Annotated in this window: 14 protein-coding genes; 8 read left to right on the top strand and 6 right to left on the bottom strand. The window is 71.8% G+C overall.

Annotated features, from left to right (window positions below; all coding sequences use genetic code 11):
• The first annotated feature begins 46 nt into the window (after nt 1-46).
• A complete protein-coding gene (locus QC282_RS17995) occupies nt 47-2,245 on the top strand; it encodes a SpoIIE family protein phosphatase (RefSeq protein ID WP_279550479.1) in 2,199 nt (732 codons plus the stop codon).
• An 88-nt stretch (nt 2,246-2,333) separates the two neighbouring features.
• Here QC282_RS17995 and QC282_RS17990 read toward each other — a convergent pair whose 3' ends face one another.
• Complete coding sequence (locus QC282_RS17990) at nt 2,334-3,311, bottom strand: pirin family protein (protein WP_279550478.1); 978 nt, start codon at nt 3,309-3,311, stop codon at nt 2,334-2,336.
• A gap of 110 nt (nt 3,312-3,421) precedes the next feature.
• The gene (locus QC282_RS17985; protein WP_279550477.1) at nt 3,422-3,886 is read right to left on the bottom strand and encodes an SseB family protein; all 465 of its coding nucleotides are present in this window, start codon (nt 3,884-3,886) and stop codon (nt 3,422-3,424) included.
• Between the two features lie 145 nt (nt 3,887-4,031).
• On the opposite strand from QC282_RS17985, the gene QC282_RS17980 reads away from it, so the two are divergent.
• The 3 genes from QC282_RS17980 to QC282_RS17970 all read left to right on the top strand — a co-directional run bounded on the left by QC282_RS17980 (nt 4,032) and on the right by QC282_RS17970 (nt 7,600).
• Complete coding sequence (locus QC282_RS17980; RefSeq protein WP_279550476.1) at nt 4,032-5,858, top strand: acyl-CoA dehydrogenase; 1,827 nt, start codon at nt 4,032-4,034, stop codon at nt 5,856-5,858.
• A gap of 74 nt (nt 5,859-5,932) precedes the next feature.
• Entirely contained in the window at nt 5,933-7,228 is a 1,296-nt protein-coding gene (locus QC282_RS17975) for a M18 family aminopeptidase (RefSeq protein WP_279550475.1), read from the top strand.
• A gap of 117 nt (nt 7,229-7,345) precedes the next feature.
• A complete protein-coding gene (locus QC282_RS17970; protein ID WP_279550474.1) occupies nt 7,346-7,600 on the top strand; it encodes a DUF6458 family protein in 255 nt (84 codons plus the stop codon).
• 4 nt (nt 7,601-7,604) lie between these two features.
• Here QC282_RS17970 and QC282_RS17965 read toward each other — a convergent pair whose 3' ends face one another.
• Entirely contained in the window at nt 7,605-9,422 is a 1,818-nt protein-coding gene (locus QC282_RS17965; RefSeq protein WP_279550473.1) for a redoxin domain-containing protein, read from the bottom strand.
• A 107-nt stretch (nt 9,423-9,529) separates the two neighbouring features.
• Between QC282_RS17965 and QC282_RS17960 the strand changes: the two genes are divergently transcribed.
• The gene (locus QC282_RS17960) at nt 9,530-10,021 is read left to right on the top strand and encodes an LURP-one-related/scramblase family protein (RefSeq protein WP_279550472.1); all 492 of its coding nucleotides are present in this window, start codon (nt 9,530-9,532) and stop codon (nt 10,019-10,021) included.
• 138 nt (nt 10,022-10,159) lie between these two features.
• Here QC282_RS17960 and QC282_RS17955 read toward each other — a convergent pair whose 3' ends face one another.
• Nucleotides 10,160-10,954: a carbon-nitrogen family hydrolase gene (locus QC282_RS17955; protein WP_279550471.1), complete on the bottom strand. Its 795-nt coding sequence runs from the start codon at nt 10,952-10,954 to the stop codon at nt 10,160-10,162.
• 232 nt (nt 10,955-11,186) lie between these two features.
• Between QC282_RS17955 and QC282_RS17950 the strand changes: the two genes are divergently transcribed.
• On the top strand, nt 11,187-12,011 hold the full coding sequence (locus QC282_RS17950) for a maleylpyruvate isomerase family mycothiol-dependent enzyme (RefSeq protein WP_279550470.1): 825 nt from the start codon (nt 11,187-11,189) through the stop codon (nt 12,009-12,011).
• Nucleotides 12,012-12,086: 75 nt separating this feature from the next.
• On the opposite strand, the gene QC282_RS17945 is transcribed toward QC282_RS17950, so the two are convergent.
• Nucleotides 12,087-12,989, bottom strand: a complete 903-nt coding sequence (locus QC282_RS17945) for a D-alanyl-D-alanine carboxypeptidase (protein ID WP_279550469.1) — start codon at nt 12,987-12,989, stop codon at nt 12,087-12,089.
• Nucleotides 12,990-13,193: 204 nt separating this feature from the next.
• Here QC282_RS17945 and QC282_RS17940 point away from each other — a divergent pair, with 204 nt between their 5' ends.
• Both QC282_RS17940 and QC282_RS17935 read left to right on the top strand, forming a co-directional pair.
• Nucleotides 13,194-13,847, top strand: a complete 654-nt coding sequence (locus tag QC282_RS17940; RefSeq protein ID WP_279550468.1) for a GntR family transcriptional regulator — start codon at nt 13,194-13,196, stop codon at nt 13,845-13,847.
• Nucleotides 13,844-15,145, top strand: coding sequence for an MFS transporter (locus QC282_RS17935; protein WP_279550467.1), 1,302 nt, complete (start codon nt 13,844-13,846; stop codon nt 15,143-15,145). Before QC282_RS17940 ends, QC282_RS17935 begins: the two co-directional genes overlap by 4 nt.
• A gap of 579 nt (nt 15,146-15,724) precedes the next feature.
• On the opposite strand, the gene QC282_RS17930 is transcribed toward QC282_RS17935, so the two are convergent.
• Nucleotides 15,725-17,188: a dihydrolipoamide acetyltransferase family protein gene (locus QC282_RS17930; RefSeq protein ID WP_279550534.1), complete on the bottom strand. Its 1,464-nt coding sequence runs from the start codon at nt 17,186-17,188 to the stop codon at nt 15,725-15,727.
• Between the last annotated feature and the right edge of the window lie 10 nt (nt 17,189-17,198).

The raw sequence follows: 17,198 nt of genomic DNA, 5'->3' as shown, positions 1-17,198 counted from the left end.
GTTCCTACGGTGGCGGCTTCCGTTCGCACCTTCTTAAAGTGGGGCAATGCGCACTGGTGAGTCCCTGCCCGCCGTGGGCGAGGTCCTCGCCGCCCTGGCCACCGGGGTGTGGCACTGGGACACCGCCACCGGGCTGGTCTCGGCCGACGCCGAGGCGGCACGCCTGCTCGGGCTGCCCGCCGAGCCGGCCAGCCTCACGGAGGGCCAGGTGCGCGCCCGGCTGCACCCCGTCGACTGGAACGAGATCATCGGCGTCATCCAGCTCGCGACCGCCGAGGGCACGGTCGCCGAGGTCCGCATCCGCATCATGGACGACCGCGGCCGGGTGGTCCGCGTCGTGCGCAGCCGCTCCAAGCCGTCCTTCGACCGCGTCCGGCGGACCTACGAGGTGATCGGCACCCTCCAGGAGGTCACGGACCCCGCGCCGGGCACCCCGGCCGGGCGGAGCACGGTCACCGGTGACTGGCGCCGCTCGCGGGAGGCGTTCCTGCTGGACGCGGGCCGCGCGCTGGCCGAGGCCCGGTCGACGCAGGAGGTGCTGCGGGTCGCGGCGAACCTGTCGATGCCGGGGTTCTCCCCGGACGGCCTCGCGGTGTTCGGCGTCGAGGGCGACCGGCTGACCGTCATCGGCCACCACGGCCAGCGGCCCGGCGCCGAGGGCCCCTTCATGGAGATGTCGCTGGACACGGACTACCCGGCCGCCGAGGTCGTCCGCACCGGCCGCGCCGTGTACCTGTCCTCACCGGGGCAGTACAAGTCCCGCTACCCGCTGACCTGGCCGCTGGCCGAGCGCTTCGGGCGCCGCTCCTGGGCGTTCCTGCCGCTGACGGCGGGCGGCAGGACGATGGGCGCCTGGATGGCGGGCTTCGCGTACCCGGTGGCCTTCACGCCCGACGAGCGGTCCGTGCTGACCACGGTGGCCCGCATGCTGGCGCAGGCCCTGACCCGGGCGGGCGCCGCCGACACCGCGCGGGCCCTGACCGACGGCCTCCAGCGCTCGATGCTGCCCCGCCTCGGCGCGCAGCGCATACCCGGCATGCACGTCGCCGCACGTTACGTCCCCACCGGCGGCGGTCTCCAGGTCGGCGGCGACTGGTACGACGTGATCCCGGTGCCTGGGGGCACCTCCCGGACGAAGTCCGGGGGAGGACGGTTCGCCCTCGTCATCGGCGACGTGCAGGGACACGACGTGCGGGCCGCCGGCCTGATGGGCCAGCTGCGCATAGCCCTGCGCGCGTACGCCTCCGAGGGCCACCGCCCCGATGCCGTCCTGTCCCGCGCCTCCCGCTTCCTGCACGGCATCGCGTACGCCGAGGAGGACCCCTCCGACCTGCGCTTCGCGACCTGTCTCTACGTCGAGGTCGACCCGGTGACCTGCGTCCTGGAGGTCGCCCGCGCCGGTCACCACGACCCGGCGATCCGCATGGCGGACGGCACGGTCCTGACCCGGGCCACCTCGGGCGGGTTGCCGCTCGGCATCGACCCGGACGCCGACTACCCGACGACGCGGCTCGTGCTGGAGCCCGACGAGACGCTGCTGGTGTGCACCGACGGCCTGATCGAGACCGGCGGCCACGACCTGGAGACCGGCTGGCAGCGGCTGCGCGCGATCCTGGAGGACCACGACGGCGACCTGGAGGCGCTCGCCGACTCGCTCGTGCAGGCGGTGCACGGGCCGTCCTCGCACCACACGACCGGCCCGCTGGCCGACCGGCGGGAGGACGACATCGCGCTGATGCTGCTGAGCCGCCCGGGGGAGGGCTGCGGCTGCGGCAGTACGGCGACCGTGCCGCACCGGGTCCGCCGCACGATGCTGACGGTCGCGCAGGCCGAGCCCGAGCGGATCGCGGCGGGCCGGCAGCAACTGCGCGAGCTGCTGCACGACTGGGCCTCGCCGGAACAGGTGGACTCCGCCGTCCTGCTGCTGTCCGAGATGCTCACCAACGTCCTCGTGCACACCGACAACGACGCCCTGATGGTCGCCGAGATCTCCGGGAACACGGGCCGGCGGCGGATGCGGATCGAGGTGACCGACGCCAGCGACGACCTGCCGCACCGGCGCCGCCCCGGGGAGCTGGCGTCCTCCGGGCGCGGCCTGCTGCTGATCGAGATGCTGGCGCACGCGTGGGGGGTCGAGCCGCGCGGCGAGGGCAAGAGCATCTGGTTCGAGCTCCACGAGTCCGACGGCGGTCCGCCCGCGGCCCCGGACGCCGCACCGCCCGCCGCCGACGACAACCCCGCCTGACGAACCCGCCGCACCCGGCGGACAACGCGCCGGGCGGGCCGCCCCCTGAGGGAAGGCCCGCCCGAACGACAACCGACTCGGCCCGCCGTCAGGCCTCCGGGCCCTGAGCCGTCATGCCGTGCACGGCCGGGACGGACCCGAGCCGGCCCTTCTGGAAGTCCTCGAAGGCCTGCTGGAGCTCCTCGCGGGTGTTCATCACGAAGGGCCCGTAGTGCGCCATGGGCTCCCGGATGGGCTGCCCGCCGAGCAGCACGACCTCCAGGTCCGGCGTGTGCGAGTCCTGCTTCTCCTCCGCGCGGACGGTCAGCGCGGAACCGGCGCCGAACACGGCGGTCTGGCCGAGCTGGACCGGCCGGCGCTCGGCGCCGACGCTGCCGCGCCCGGCGAGCACGTAGGCCAGGCCGTTGAAGTCCTCGCGCCACGGCAGGGTGATCTCCGCGCCCGGCGCGAGCGTCGCGTGGATCATCGTGATCGGCGTGTGCGTGACACCGGGACCCTGGTGACCGTCCAGCTCACCGGCGATGACGCGCAGCAGCGCGCCGCCGTCGGGGGAGGTGAGCAGCTGGACCGAGCCGCCGCGGATGTCCTGGTAGCGGGGGGCCATCATCTTGTCCTTGGCCGGGAGGTTCACCCACAGCTGCAGGCCGTGGAAGAGACCGCCGGACATGACCAGGTGCTCCGGCGGGGCCTCGATGTGCAGCAGACCGGAGCCCGCCGTCATCCACTGGGTGTCGCCGTTGGTGATGGTCCCGCCACCGCCGTGACTGTCCTGGTGGTCGAAGATGCCGTCGATGATGTAGGTGACGGTCTCGAAGCCGCGGTGAGGGTGCCAGGGGGTGCCCTTGGGCTCGCCCGGCGCGTAGTCCACCTCACCCATCTGATCCATCACGATGAACGGGTCGAGATGGCGGTAGTTGATCCCGGCGAACGCCCGGCGCACCGGGAAGCCCTCACCCTCGAAACCGCTCGGCGCGGTCGTGACGGCGAGCACGGGACGTGCCACGGCGTTGGCCGGCGCGGTCACGCGGGGCAGCGTCAACGGGTTCTCGACGGTCACTGCAGGCATGTCGGTACCTCCTCGTGTACGCCCACTTTAGTTGAGCGTTGAACTTCCTGCCACCCCAAACAGAGAAAACCCGGAGGGCATTCCCTCCGGGTCCCGCGTGAGAGGCGCCGTCAGCCGTACATGCGGCGCATCGCGAAGTCGACCATCTGCTCCACGGCCTTGGCGTCGAAGACGATCCGGTGCTCGCCCTCCATGTCGAGGACGAACCCGTAGCCGGTCGGCAGCAGGTCGAGCACCTCGGCACCGGTGATCACGAAGTACTTGGACTCCTTGCCGGCGTACCGGCGCAGTTCCTTGAGCGTGGTGAACATCGGGATCACCGGCTGCTGCGTGTTGTGCAGGGCGAGGAACCCGGGGTTGTCACCGCGCGGGCAGTAGACCTTCGACGTCGCGAAGACCTGCTGGAAGTCCTCGGCGGACAGCTGCCCGGTCGTGAAGGCCCGCACCGCGTCCGCGAGCGAGGGCGGGGACGGCTCGGGGTACGCCGGCGCCTGCTGCCCGTACCCCCCGGACATCGGCTGCTGGGGCGGCGCGTACTGCGCCTGCGGTCCCGCGGTCTGGTCATAGCCGTACATGCCCGCAAGAGTACTGAGTCACAGATGACCGGATCGGGGTTGCTTCTTATTACCGACGGGTAGCATCATCGTAGCTACTTGTTGGTACGTGAACTAGGTGCGAGGAGTCAGTGCCTCGCCGATCTCTCTCTACGGAGCCGTCGCCATGGGGCACTACAAGTCGAATCTCCGCGACATCGAGTTCAACCTCTTCGAAGTACTCGGGCGCGACAAGCTGTACGGCACGGGCCCGTTCGAGGAGATGGACGTCGAGACCGCGAAGAGCATCCTCGAGGAACTGACGCGCCTGGCGGAGAACGAGCTGGCCGAGTCCTTCGCGGACGCCGACCGCAACCCGCCGGTCTTCGACCCGGAGACCAACACCGCGCCCGTTCCGGCGTCCTTCAAGAAGAGCTACCAGGCCTTCATGGACTCCGAGTACTGGCGTCTCGGCCTGCCCGAGGAGATCGGCGGCACCACCTCGCCCCGCTCCCTGATCTGGGCGTACGCGGAGCTGATCCTGGGTGCCAACCCGGCCGTGTGGATGTACTCCTCCGGCCCGGCCTTCGCGGGCATCCTCTTCGACGAGGGCAACGACGTGCAGAAGCACATCGCGAAGATCGCCGTCGAGAAGCAGTGGGGCTCGACCATGGTCCTCACCGAGCCGGACGCCGGCTCGGACGTCGGCGCCGGCCGCACCAGGGCCGTGCAGCAGGAGGACGGCTCCTGGCACATCGAGGGCGTCAAGCGCTTCATCACCTCGGGCGAGCACGACATGTCGGAGAACATCCTCCACTACGTGCTCGCGCGCCCCGAGGGCGCCGGCCCCGGCACCAAGGGCCTGTCCCTCTTCCTCGTCCCGAAGTACCTCTTCGACTTCGAGACCGGCGAGCTGGGCGAGCGCAACGGCGTCTACGCCACCAACGTCGAGCACAAGATGGGCCTGAAGGCCTCCAACACGTGCGAGATGACCTTCGGCGACAAGCACCCCGCCAAGGGCTGGCTGATCGGCGACAAGCACGACGGCATCCGCCAGATGTTCCGCATCATCGAGTTCGCCCGCATGATGGTCGGCACGAAGGCGATCTCCACGCTGTCCACCGGCTACCTCAACGCGCTGGAGTACGCCAAGGAGCGCGTCCAGGGTCCGGACCTGGCCAACTTCATGGACAAGACCGCGCCCAAGGTCACCATCACCCACCACCCCGACGTGCGCCGCTCGCTCATGACGCAGAAGGCGTACGCCGAGGGCATGCGCGCCCTGGTGATGTACACCGCCTCCGTCCAGGACGAGATCCAGGTCAAGGAGGCCGCCGGCGAGGACGCCTCCGCCGAGCACGCCCTCAACGACCTGCTCCTGCCGATCGTCAAGGGCTACGGCTCCGAGAAGGCCTACGAGCAGCTCGCCCAGTCCCTGCAGACCTTCGGCGGCTCCGGCTTCCTGCAGGAGTACCCGATCGAGCAGTACATCCGGGACTCCAAGATCGACACCCTCTACGAGGGCACCACGGCCATCCAGGGCCAGGACTTCTTCTTCCGGAAGATCGTCCGCAACCAGGGCGCCGCGCTGAACTCCCTCGCCGAGGACATCAAGAAGTTCCTCGCGCTCGGCACCGGCGGCGAGGAGCTGGCCGGCGCCCGCGAGCAGCTCGCCAAGGCGGCCGTCGAGCTGGAGGCCATCGTCGGCCTGATGCTCACCGACCTCGCCGCCACCGAGCAGGACGTCAAGAACATCTACAAGGTCGGCCTCAACACCACCGGCCTGCTGATGGCCTCCGGCGACGTGGTCGTCGGCTACCTGCTCCTCAAGGGCGCCGCGATCGCCGCCGAGAAGCTGGCGACGGCCTCCGCCAAGGACCAGGCGTTCTACACCGGCAAGATCGCCGCCGCGAAGTTCTTCGCCGCGAACGTCCTGCCGGGCGTCACCCTCGCCCGCAAGGTCGCCGAGGGCGTCGAGCTCGACCTGATGGAACTGGACGAGGCCGCGTTCTAGTCACGTCCGTTCCCGACCGAGGGCCCGCTCCCGCAAAGGGAGGCGGGCCCTCGACCGTCGTTAAGGTGAACCCCATGAGCGAAGCCCTCCGCGCCGACCGCGGCCACACCGACGACCTCATGACCTTCCTGGCGGCGAGTCCGTCGCCCTACCACGCCGTGGCGAACGCCGCCGAACGGCTGGAGAAGGCCGGATTCCGGCAGGTCGCCGAGACGGACGCCTGGGACGGCACGAGCGGCGGCAAGTACGTGCTGCGCGGTGGCGCGATCATCGCCTGGTACGTCCCCGAGGGCGCCGCCCCCCACACCCCGTTCCGCATCGTCGGAGCCCACACCGACTCCCCCAACCTGCGCGTCAAGCCGCTGCCCGACACCGGCGCGCACGGCTGGCGCCAGGTCGCCGTGGAGATCTACGGCGGGCCCCTGCTGAACTCCTGGCTCGACCGCGACCTCGGGCTCGCCGGCCGCCTGACCCTGCGGGACGGCTCGACCCGTCTCGTCGACGTGGACCGCCCGCTGCTGCGCGTCCCGCAGCTCGCCATCCACCTGGACCGCTCCGTGTCCGCCGAGGGCCTCAAGCTCGACAAGCAGCGGCACCTGCAGCCCGTCTGGGGCCTCGGCAACGACGTGCGCGACGGCGACCTGATCGCCTTCCTGGAGGAGACGGCCGGCCTCCCCGCGGGCGACGTCACCGGCTGGGACCTGATGGTCCACTCCGTGGAGCCCCCCGCCTACCTGGGCCGGGACCGCGAACTCGTCGCCGGACCCCGCATGGACAACCTGCTGTCCGTGCACGCCGGTACGGCCGCCCTCCTCGCGGCGGCCTCGGGCGCGGACCTGCCGTACATCCCCGTCCTCGCCGCCTTCGACCACGAGGAGAACGGCTCCCAGTCGGACACCGGCGCGGACGGGCCGCTGCTCGGCACCGTGCTGGAACGTTCTGTCTTCGCGCGCGGCGGCTCCTTCGAGGACCGGGCCCGCGCCTTCGCCGGGACCGTCTGCCTCTCCTCCGACACGGGCCACGCGGTGCACCCCAACTACGCGGAACGCCACGACCCCACGCACCACCCGCGCGTCAACGGCGGCCCGATCCTCAAGGTCAACGTCAACAACCGCTACGCGACGGACGGTTCGGGCCGGGCGGTGTTCGCCGCCGCCTGCGAGCGGGCCGGCGTGCCCTTCCAGTCCTTCGTGTCCAACAACTCCATGCCCTGCGGCACCACCATCGGCCCGATCACCGCGGCCCGGCACGGCATCCGCACCGTGGACATCGGCGTGGCCATCCTGTCGATGCACAGCGCACGCGAACTGTGCGGCGCGGACGACCCGTTGCTGCTGACCAGGGCGCTGACGGCGTTCCTGGAGGGCTGACCGGGAGGGCCGAAGCCCCGTCAAGTCGCGTGGTGCCGCATGGGTGTTGCCGTCCCGGGTACCCGGCCTCGGACCGGAACGACCGGAACCACCGGACCGGACAGGGAGGCGACACTCATGGGCCTCGGCGGATGCATCATCCTCATCGCCGTGGGAGCCATCCTCACATTCGCGACCGACTGGGACATGCAGGGAGTCAACGTCAACCTCGTCGGTCTCATCTTCATGATCGTCGGCCTGATCGGCGTGGCGACCTTCACCAGCATCTACCGGCGCCGCCGGGTGGTGGTCCCGCCCGCGACCCCGGTGGTGGACGGACAGGCTCCCCATCACCACCACCGGGACGGCTACAGCGACGGCTACGGCGTGTGAGCCGTCAGGCGTCCATGCCCGCGAGGACCAGGGGCAGCCGGTCCGCCCCGCCCTCGGTGAGGCGGACCGGGACGCCCCAGTCCTGCTGGTGCACATGGCAGGCCGGATACTCCGTCTCCGGGTCGTCGTCGCAGGACGCGGCCATCGCGGAGACGTGCAGCACGCCCTCGGCGACGGCCGGGTCGAGTTCCAGCTCGCGCGACAGGTCGGTGCCCGCGCCCTCCCCGGCCCGCAGCAGTTCGGGCGGCGTGGCCGACACCAGCAGGCGGGTCGACGGCCCGTACCGGGTGTCGAGCTTCTGACCGGCCGGCGCCTCGAAGATCACCTCAAGCCGGAGCCGGCCCGGCGCCACGTCGGTCGCCGCGCGCTGCGTGCGGTGGGCGACGCCCTCGACCCGTACCGCCTCCTCCGGCAGCCGCAGCCGGGTCAGCCGGTGCCGCGCCGACTCCACGACCACGATCTCGTCGCCGACCAGCACCGCGTCGCTCGGCTCGCGCAGGTCCGTGGCGAGCGTGGTGACCTCGCCGGTCGCGGGGTCGTAGCGGCGCAACGCGTGGTTGTAGGTGTCGCAGACGGCGACCGATCCGTCGGGCAGCGCGGTGACGCCCAGCGGGTGCTGGAACAGGGCCTGCCCGGCTGCCCCGTCGCGATGACCGAAGTCGAACAGCCCGGTCCCCACGGCCGTGTGCACCGTCCCCTCCGTGTCCACCCACCGCAGGGCGGACGTCTCGGAGTCGGCCAGCCAGAGCCGGTCGGGCGTCGCCGCGAGCCCCGACGGCTGCGCGAACCAGGCCTCACCGCCTGGGCCGTCCACCAGCCCCTCGTTGGTCGTCCCGGCCGTGACGGAGACGCTTTCCGCCACCGGGTCGTACGCCCACAGCTGGTGGACGCCGGCCATGGCGATCCACACCCGGCCGTCCCACAGCGCGACGTCCCAGGGCGAGGACAGGCTGACCTCGCGCGCGGGCCCCGAGGTGGCCCCGCCCTGCATCCACTGCCGCCCCGTGCCGGCGAGGGTGGTGACCTCGCCGGACAGCAGGTCGAGCCGCCGCAGCGCGTGGTTGACGGTGTCGGCCACGACGACCGACCCCTCGTCGAGCAGCGCGAGCCCCTGCGGCTCGTTGAAGGCCGCCGCCCCGGCCGCGCCGTCCGCGAAGCCCCGCGCGCCGGAGCCGATCCGCCGCACCACGGTCTCGCCGTCGGCCGCCAGCTCCACCAGCTGATGCCGGGTGGTGTCACTGACCAGGAAGGTCCCGGAGGGCAGCAGCAGCGCCTTGCCCGGGAAGCGCAGCACGGTCGGCTCGGGCTCCGGCGCCACGTACGGCCCGTCGCCGCGCCGCAGCGTCCCCTTGGCGGCGTGCTCCGCCTCCAGCTCCGTCACCAGGCGCTCCATCGCGTGCACATGCCCTTCCCCGGCGTGCTGCGCGACGACGTAGCCCTCGGGGTCGATGACCACCAGCGTCGGCCAGGCCCGCACCGCGTACTGCTTCCACGTCGCGAGCTCGGGGTCGTCCAGCACCGGGTGCTCCACCCCGTACCGCTCGACGGCGTCGGCCACCGCCCGATGCTCGGCCTCGTGCACGAACTTCGGCGAGTGCACCCCGATGACGACGAGGGTGTCCCGGTGCTTCTCCTCCAGCTCCCTGAGCTCGTCGAGGACGTGCAGGCAGTTGACGCAGCAGAAGGTCCAGAAGTCCAGGACGACGATGCGTCCCCGCAGGTCGGCGAGGCTGTACTGCTTCCCGCCCGTGTTCAGCCAGCCGCCCTTGCCGGTCAGCTCGGGGGCACGGACGCGGGCGCGTCGGGGTGCGGAGTGGTTCATGTGTCCAAGGGTGACATCCCGCACCGACAGCGGTGACGGCGGACCGGACTGGGCCCGTCGGCCCAACGGCGGCGTTCCCGCGCGGGCCGCGGGGAACCCCTGGTCCCATGAGATACCTCGTGCGCGACCGGCTGCTGGGCATCGGCGACGACTACTGGATCGAGGACGACCGCGGCGACAAGGCGTTCCTGGTCGACGGCAAGGCCATGCGGCTGCGGGACACCTTCGAACTGAAGGACCCGCGGGGACAGGTCCTGATCGACATCCGGCAGAAGATGTTCGCCCTGCGGGACACCATGGTGATCGAGCGGGGCGGGGAGGCGCTGGCGACGATCCGGCGCAAGCGCCTGTCGCTGCTCCGCAACCACTATCGGGTGACCCTGGCCGACGGCACCGGGCTCGACGTCAGCGGCAAGATCCTCGACCGGGAGTTCGCCGTCGAGTACGACGGTGAACTGCTCGCCGTGATCTCCCGGCGGTGGCTGCACCTGCGAGACACGTACGGCGTGGACGTCGTCCGCGAGGACGCCGACCCGGCGCTGCTGATCGCCGTGGCGGTGTGCGTGATCAACCTGGCGGAGAAGGAGCGGGAGGACTGAACGCCCGCTCCCCCGTACGCCCCGATGCGCCCCCGCGCCGGCCGTCCCGAGCCGTGGGCCAGCCGGCCCACGGAGACGGCCAGTCCGCCGGCGCACGAGGACAGCCGGTCCGCCGTCGCCCGCCGCGTCGGCCCCGGCTCACCGCCGCGGCGGGTCAAGCCCCAGCATCCGGTCCTTCAGCGCCGGGAACTGCTCCCGCGTCGTGCCCACCTTGGCCGGGTCGAACTCCACCGTGAGGACCTCCTCGCCGGCGCCGGCCTGCGCCAGCACCTCGCCCCACGGATCGACCACGATCGAGTGACCGGCCTGCGGAACTCCCGCGTGCGTCCCGGCCGTTCCACACGCGAGCACGAACGCCTGGTTCTCCACCGCCCGCGCCTGGGCCAGCAGCGTCCAGTGCGCCCGGCGGCGCTCCGGCCAGCCCGCCGGGACGACGAGGGTCTCGGCGCCGGCGCCGACGAGACCGCGGAAGAGTTCGGGGAAACGGAGGTCGTAGCAGGTTGCCACGCCGATCGTCGTGTCCGGCAGACGGACGGTCACCAGTTCCCGCCCCGCGCCCATCAGCACGGCCTCGCCCTTGTCGAAGCCGAAGCGGTGGATCTTGCGGTAGGCGGCGGCCAGATCACCGGAGGGGGAGAAGACCAGCGACGTGTTGTAGAGCGGCCCGTCGGGATCGCGCTCGGGGATCGAGCCCGCGTGCAGCCACACGCCCGCGTCGCTCGCGGCCTTCGCCATCAGCTCGTGGGTCGGCCCTTCCAGCGGCTCGGCCTCACTGCCGAACAGTTCGTAGGCGAAGGCGCCGGTGGTCCACAGCTCCGGCAGGACGACGAGATCGGCGCCCGCCTGGTCCCGTACCATCGCGGCAACCCGCTGCCGACGCGAATCGACCGATTCGCCCTCGTCCACGGAGATCTGGAGCAAAGAGGCGCGCACACTACCACCGTCCTGGCATTCGAGCCGTCCACTCGGGCCTACGATCGTCACACGAAAGCACTGCCGGGGTGCCTCACAGCAGCGTAACTTGGGGGTCCCCCCAGTTCGAGCGCAGCCGCGAACCTGGGGGAGGTCCAAGACGCCGCCGACAGCAGCCACCTCCCATTGGCACCGCCCATTGGCACCGCCGCCACAACCTGCCCGTGTACCGACCGCCGAGGGGTCCCGTTCCGTGAGTCTGCATCCCACCCTCCAGCCCTACGCCGATGCCTGGACCCAGTCCGTCGAAGCGATATCCGAGCTGGTGCAGCCGCTTGTAGAGGGCGAGTGGAACGGCCGGACCCCGTGCCCGGGCTGGTCCGTCCGCGACGTGGTGTCGCACGTCATCGGTCTGGACTGCGAGATGCTCGGCGACCCGCGCCCCATCCACGCCCTCCCGCGCGACCTGTTCCACGTGACGAACGACCACCAGCGCTACATGGAGATGCAGGTCGACGTCCGCCGCCACCACACGGCGCCGGAGATGACGTCCGAGCTGGAGTACACGATCATCCGCCGCAACCGCCAGCTGCGGAACGAGTCGCGGGACCCGGGCACCAAGGTGCGCGGCCCGCTCGGCACGGAGCTGACGCTGGAGGAGTCCATGCGGAACCACGCGTTCAACGTGTGGGTGCACGAGCAGGACCTGCGCATGGCTCTCGGCCGCCCCGGCAACCTGGACTCGGCGGGCGCGCACGTCGCCCGTGACGTCCTGCTCGCCGCGCTGCCCCGCGTCGTCGCCGAGCTGGCGAACGCGCCGCGTAGTTCGGCCGTCGTCTTCGACGTGCACGGCCCCGTGGAGTTCCTGCGCACGATCCGCGTGGACATGCAGGGCCGCGGCACCCTCGAAACGGCACCGGCGCTGGGCCCGGCCGCGACCCTCGCGATGGACTGGGAGACGTACGTCCGGCTGGCCTGCGGCAGGACGACGCCGGAGGCGGCCGGGGACCGCGTGAAGGCGGAGGGCGATCCGGAGCTGACGGCGGCGATCCTGCGGAACTTCGCGGTGACGCAGTAGCGGACGAGATGAACGATCAGGGGCCGCCGGTGCGAAACCGGCGGCCCCCGTCGTGTCGTTACCCCTGCCCGGTGCTCAGCCGAGCTTGGCGAAGCCGTAGTTCAGGAGCTTCGTCGCGTCCGTCGCGCGCTGCGACGCCGAGGACGAGGCGAGAACCGTGCCGATGACCGTCTTGCCGTTGCGGGTGGCGGCGAAGACGAGGCAGTACTTGGACACCGAGCCCGAGCCGGTCTTCACGCCGATGGTGCCGCTGTAGCTGCTCAGCAGCGAGTTCGTGTTGGTCCACGGCGCCATGGTGCGCGTGCTGCCGGTCTTGGTGATCGTCTTGGCCGTGTACGTCTTGGTCTTGACGATCGTGCGGAACGTGGTGCTCTTCATCGCGCTGCTGGCGAGCTTCGTCAGGTCGCGCGGCGTCGAGTAGTTGGAGCCGTTGCCGATGCCGTCGAACGAGTCGAAGTGCGTGTTCGTCAGGCCGAGGTTCTTCGCGGTGGTGTTCATCTTGCCGATGAACGACTTCACGCGCGCCGCCCGCGTCGTCCCCGTGCCGAACTTGTCGGCCAGCGCGTAGGCGGCGTCGCAGCCGGACGGCAGCATCAGGCCGTACAGCAGCTGACGGACGGTCACCTTGTCGCCGACGATCAGACGGGCGGACGAGGCGTTCTTGGAGACGATGTAGTCGCTGTAGGCCATCTGGATCGTGACCTTGGCGTCCAGATTGAGGTTCGGCTGCGCGAGCACGACCTTGGCGGTCATGATCTTGGTCGTGGAGCCGGTGGAACGCCTGGTGTCCGCCGCCTTCGTGTACAGCGTCTTCGCGTTCGAGTTGTCCATGGCGTAGCCGCCCGCCGCGACGATGCTGGGCGTGGTGAGGGCCTGCGCGGGCGCCGCGCCGAGGGCACCGCCCACGACCATCGCACCGGTGGCGAGGCCCACGGCGACGGCTCTGCGGATACGAATGCCCTTGATGCCGTTTATCAAGTGAAAAACCCCGATTACGTTGAATGCCCCTGGTGAGCGGCCAAGTTGAGGGGTGGAGCACGGAGCGGCCGCACGTGTGTGACATACGAGGGGCACACATGGTTGCCCACCGGCGGCAACTTTTTTCCGGACGCCGGCACGGCGGGCGGGTCCGCATGATGGACCACCCTGCCCATGCGTACGTGTTGTATCTATCCTGTCGGCATGAGCAGCCTGGCCGTGAAGCAACCGCCCGCCGCCGACCGCGTCTACACCCACGTCAAACAAGGCGTCCTCGACCGCCGCTACGAGGGCGGCCTCCTGCTCACCGAGGGCGAACTCGCCGAGGCCGTCGGAGTCTCCCGCACCCCGGTGCGCGAGGCCCTGCTGCGGCTGGAGGTCGAAGGGCTGATCAAGCTCTACCCGAAGAAGGGCGCCCTGGTCCTGCCCGTCTCCGCCCAGGAGATCGCGGACGTCGTGGAGACCCGGCTGCTCGTCGAGGAGCACGCGGCGCGCAAGGCCGTACCGGCCCCGCCGGGCCTCGTCGAGCGTCTGGAGGCGCTGCTCGCCCGGCAGAAGGAGCAGGCCGCCGCCGGTGACCTCGCCGCTGCCGCCGTCACCGACCGCTGCTTCCACGCCGAGATCGTCCGCAGCGGCGGCAACGAGATCCTCTCCCGCCTCTACGACCAGCTCCGCGACCGCCAGTTGCGCATGGGCGTCGCCGTGATGCACTCGCACCCCGACCGCATCGCCAAGACCCTCGCCGAGCACGAGGAGATCCTCCAGGCGCTGCGCTCCGGGGACGCGGAAGCGGCCGTCGACGTCGTCCACCGGCACGTCAGCTGGTTCTCGCACCTGGCGCGCGGGGAGGTCCGATGAGCTCGTCGTCCGCGACACTGCCGGGCGACCCTCCGGGCGGCCGGCGTGCCCTGGCCGTGTGGGGCATCGGCGTCTCGGTCTACTTCGTCGCCGTCATCTTCCGCACCTCGCTCGGCGTGGCCGGCCTGGACGCGGTCGAACGCTTCCAGGTGAACGCCTCCGCCCTGTCGACGTTCTCGATCCTCCAGCTGCTGGTCTACGCGGGCATGCAGATACCCGTCGGCCTCCTGGTCGACCGGCTCGGCACCAAGCGGGTGCTGACCATCGGCGTCGTCCTGTTCACGGCCGGCCAGCTCGGCTTCGCCCTCTCCCCCTCCTACGGCATGGCGCTGGCCTCGCGCGCGCTGCTGGGCTGCGGCGACGCGATGACGTTCATCGCCGTACTGCGGCTCGGCGGGCGCTGGTTCCCGGCCCGGCGCGGCCCGCTGGTCGCGCAGCTCGCCGGTCTCGCCGGCATGGCGGGCAACCTCGTCTCGACACTGGTGATCGCCCGGCTGCTGCACGGCGTTGGCTGGACGGCGGCGTTCGCGGGCAGCGCCCTGGCCGGCGTCGTCGTCCTGGTCCTGCTCCTGCTGTTCCTGAAGGACCACCCCGAGGGCCACGAGCCCCAGCGGCCCCCGCACCAGGGCGCGGCCTACGTACGCCGTCAGATCGCCGCCTCCTGGCGGGAGCCGGGCACGCGGCTCGGTCTGTGGGTGCACTTCACCACGCAGTTCCCGGCGATGGTGTTCCTGCTGCTGTGGGGCATGCCGTTCCTGGTGGAGGCACAGGGCCTGTCGCGCGCCACGGCGGGCGAGCTCCTCACCCTCGTGGTCCTGTCCAACATGGCGATCGGCCTGGTCTACGGCCAGATCGTCGCCCGGCACCACGAGGCCCGGCTGCCGCTGGCGCTGGGCACGGTCGGGACAACCGCCCTGCTCTGGGCGGCGACGCTCGCCTACCCCGCCGACCGGGCCCCGATGTGGCTGCTGATCGTGCTGTGCACGGTGCTCGGGGCGTGCGGCCCCGCGTCGATGATCGGCTTCGACTTCGCGCGTCCGGCGAATCCGCCGGAGCGGCAGGGGACGGCGTCCGGCATCACCAACATGGGCGGCTTCGTCGCCTCGATGACGACCCTGTTCGCCGTCGGTGTCCTGCTGGACGCGACGGGCGACGACTACACGGTGGCGTTCTCGGCGGTGTTCGTCCTCCAGGCCCTCGGCGTGACCCAGATCCTGCGGCTGCGCAGGCGGGCGGCCCGCAGGGAACGGGAGCGGCTGGTCTCAAGCCGGGTGAAGACGGTCCACGTCCCGGCGTGAGCCGGGCGGAGGCGGTACGCGTCCCGGCGTGACCCGGGTGAAGGCGGCGCGCGGCCCGGCGTGAACCGGGCCAGCGGTCCCGGCGCCGCCGGGCTGCACGGTGTGGCTCTCGGCGGGACGCCGCCCGGAGGCGGTACGCGTCCCGGCGTGACCCGGGTGAAGACGGTCCACGTCCCGGCGTGAGCCGGGCGGTGACGGTGCGCGTCCGGGCGTGAGCCGGGCGGAGGCGGTACGCGTCCCGGCGTGACCCGGGTGAAGGCGGCGCACGTCCGGGCGTGAACCGGGCCAACCGTCCCGGCGCCGCCGGGCTGCACGGCGTGGCTCTCGGCGGGACGCCGCCCGAAGGCGGTACACGACCCGGCGTGAACCGGGTGAAGACGGTGCGCGGCCCGGCGTGAACCGGGCCAGCCGTCCCGGCGCCGCCGGGCTGCACGGTGCGCGGCCCGACGGGGCGCCGCCCGGGCGGCACACGACCCGGCGGGAGCCGCCCGCGCCGTCGCCTACGCGCGCGGGAGCCGCGCACCCCGTGAGGTGCGCGGCTCCCGCGTGTGACGTTCCCGGGGCTTCGCGCCCCGCGGGCTACGCCCAGCTGATCAGCCGCTTCGGCTGTTCCAGGATCGCCGCCACGTCCGCCAGGACCTTCGAGCCCAGCTCCCCGTCCACCAGGCGGTGGTCGAAGGACAGCGCCAGCGTGGTGACCTGACGCGGCTTCACCTTCCCCTTGTGGACCCACGGCTGGGGCTTGATCGCGCCCACCGCGAGGATCGCCGACTCGCCGGGGTTGAGGATCGGCGTGCCGGTGTCGACGCCGAAGACGCCGACGTTGGTGATGGTGACCGTGCCGCCCTGCATCGCGGCCGGCGAGGTCTTGCCGTCCCTCGCCGTGGACACCAGCTCACCCAGGGACTCGGCCAGCTGCGGCAGCGTCTTGGCGTGCGCGTCCTTGATGTTCGGGACGATCAGGCCGCGCGGGGTGGCCGCCGCGATGCCCAGGTTGACGTAGTGCTTGACCACGATCTCCTGGTTCGCCTCGTCCCAGGACGCGTTGATGTCCGGGTTCCGCTTGATGGCGACCAGCAGGGCCTTCGCGATGAGGAGCAGCGGGTTCACACGCAGGCCCGTGAACTCCTTGTCCTGCTTCAGCTCCTCGACCAGCTTCATGGTCCGCGTCACATCGACCGTCACGAACTCCGTGACGTGCGGCGCGGTGAACGCCGAGCCCACCATCGCCGCCGCCGTCGCCTTGCGGACGCCCTTCACCGGGACACGGGTCTCGCGCGCCGTGTCGTAGGAGACGGCGGTCGCGGGCGGGGCCGCCCGGTCCGGGACCGCCGGGGCGGGCCGGGCCTCGGGCTCGGCCTGCTCCGGGGCCTTCGGCCGCGACGCCGCGGCGTGGACGTCCTCGCGCGTGATGATGCCGTCCGGGCCGGACGGCAGCACCGTGGCCAGGTCCACGCCCAGGTCCTTCGCCAGCTTCCGCACCGGCGGCTTCGCCAGCGGACGCGCCTGCCCGGCCGGGGCGGCGGCAGGGGCGGGCGCCGCGGCGGGGACGGCGGGCGCCGCGGGCGTACCGCCGTGCCCGTTCAGCTCGGACTGGACCGCCTTCGCCGCCTCCGGGGTCCGCGCCTCCGGGGTCCGCGCCTCCGCGCCCTTGCGGGGGCGGCGGCGGGTCGAGGACGTCGCCACGCCGTAGCCGACGAGGACCGCCTGGCGGCCCGCACCGTGCGCCGCGGGCTCCTCGGCCTGCGGCTCGACGGCCTCCTGGACCGGGGCCCCGGCCGCGGGCGCGCCGCCCGCCACCTCGACCGCGATGATCGACGTGCCCACGTCGACCGTGGTGCCCTCGGGGAAGTGCAGTTCGCGGACCACGCCGTCGTAGGGGATGGGCAGTTCGACGGCCGCCTTGGCCGTCTCGACCTCGCACACCACCTGGCCGTCGGTGACCGTGTCGCCCGGCTGTACGTACCACTTGAGGATCTCGGCCTCGGTGAGTCCCTCGCCCACGTCGGGCATCTTGAACTCGCGCACGGACGCTTCCGTCATCGTCGTCACG

Origin of the sequence: Streptomyces sp. DH24, from assembly GCF_029813775.1 — a bacterium.
Classification (GTDB): domain Bacteria; phylum Actinomycetota; class Actinomycetes; order Streptomycetales; family Streptomycetaceae; genus Streptomyces.
Note: the sequence above shows the minus strand (reverse complement) of the source record. Positions and strands in the feature narration are given on the sequence as shown.

Bases quoted from the DNA above. Each gene is read 5' to 3' on its own strand.
- QC282_RS17935 (WP_279550467.1), top strand. From the start codon at position 13,844: ATGAGCTCGTCGTCCGCGACACTGCCGGGCGACCCTCCGGGCGGCCGG.
- QC282_RS17965 (WP_279550473.1), bottom strand. From the start codon at position 9,422: ATGAACCACTCCGCACCCCGACGCGCCCGCGTCCGTGCCCCCGAGCTG.
- QC282_RS17995 (WP_279550479.1), top strand. From the start codon at position 47: ATGCGCACTGGTGAGTCCCTGCCCGCCGTGGGCGAGGTCCTCGCCGCC.
- QC282_RS17985 (WP_279550477.1), bottom strand. From the start codon at position 3,886: ATGTACGGCTATGACCAGACCGCGGGACCGCAGGCGCAGTACGCGCCG.
- QC282_RS17990 (WP_279550478.1), bottom strand. From the start codon at position 3,311: ATGCCTGCAGTGACCGTCGAGAACCCGTTGACGCTGCCCCGCGTGACC.
- QC282_RS17970 (WP_279550474.1), top strand. From the start codon at position 7,346: ATGGGCCTCGGCGGATGCATCATCCTCATCGCCGTGGGAGCCATCCTC.
- QC282_RS17975 (WP_279550475.1), top strand. From the start codon at position 5,933: ATGAGCGAAGCCCTCCGCGCCGACCGCGGCCACACCGACGACCTCATG.
- QC282_RS17980 (WP_279550476.1), top strand. From the start codon at position 4,032: ATGGGGCACTACAAGTCGAATCTCCGCGACATCGAGTTCAACCTCTTC.
- QC282_RS17960 (WP_279550472.1), top strand. From the start codon at position 9,530: ATGAGATACCTCGTGCGCGACCGGCTGCTGGGCATCGGCGACGACTAC.
- QC282_RS17930 (WP_279550534.1), bottom strand. From the start codon at position 17,188: ATGACGGAAGCGTCCGTGCGCGAGTTCAAGATGCCCGACGTGGGCGAG.
- QC282_RS17940 (WP_279550468.1), top strand. From the start codon at position 13,194: ATGAGCAGCCTGGCCGTGAAGCAACCGCCCGCCGCCGACCGCGTCTAC.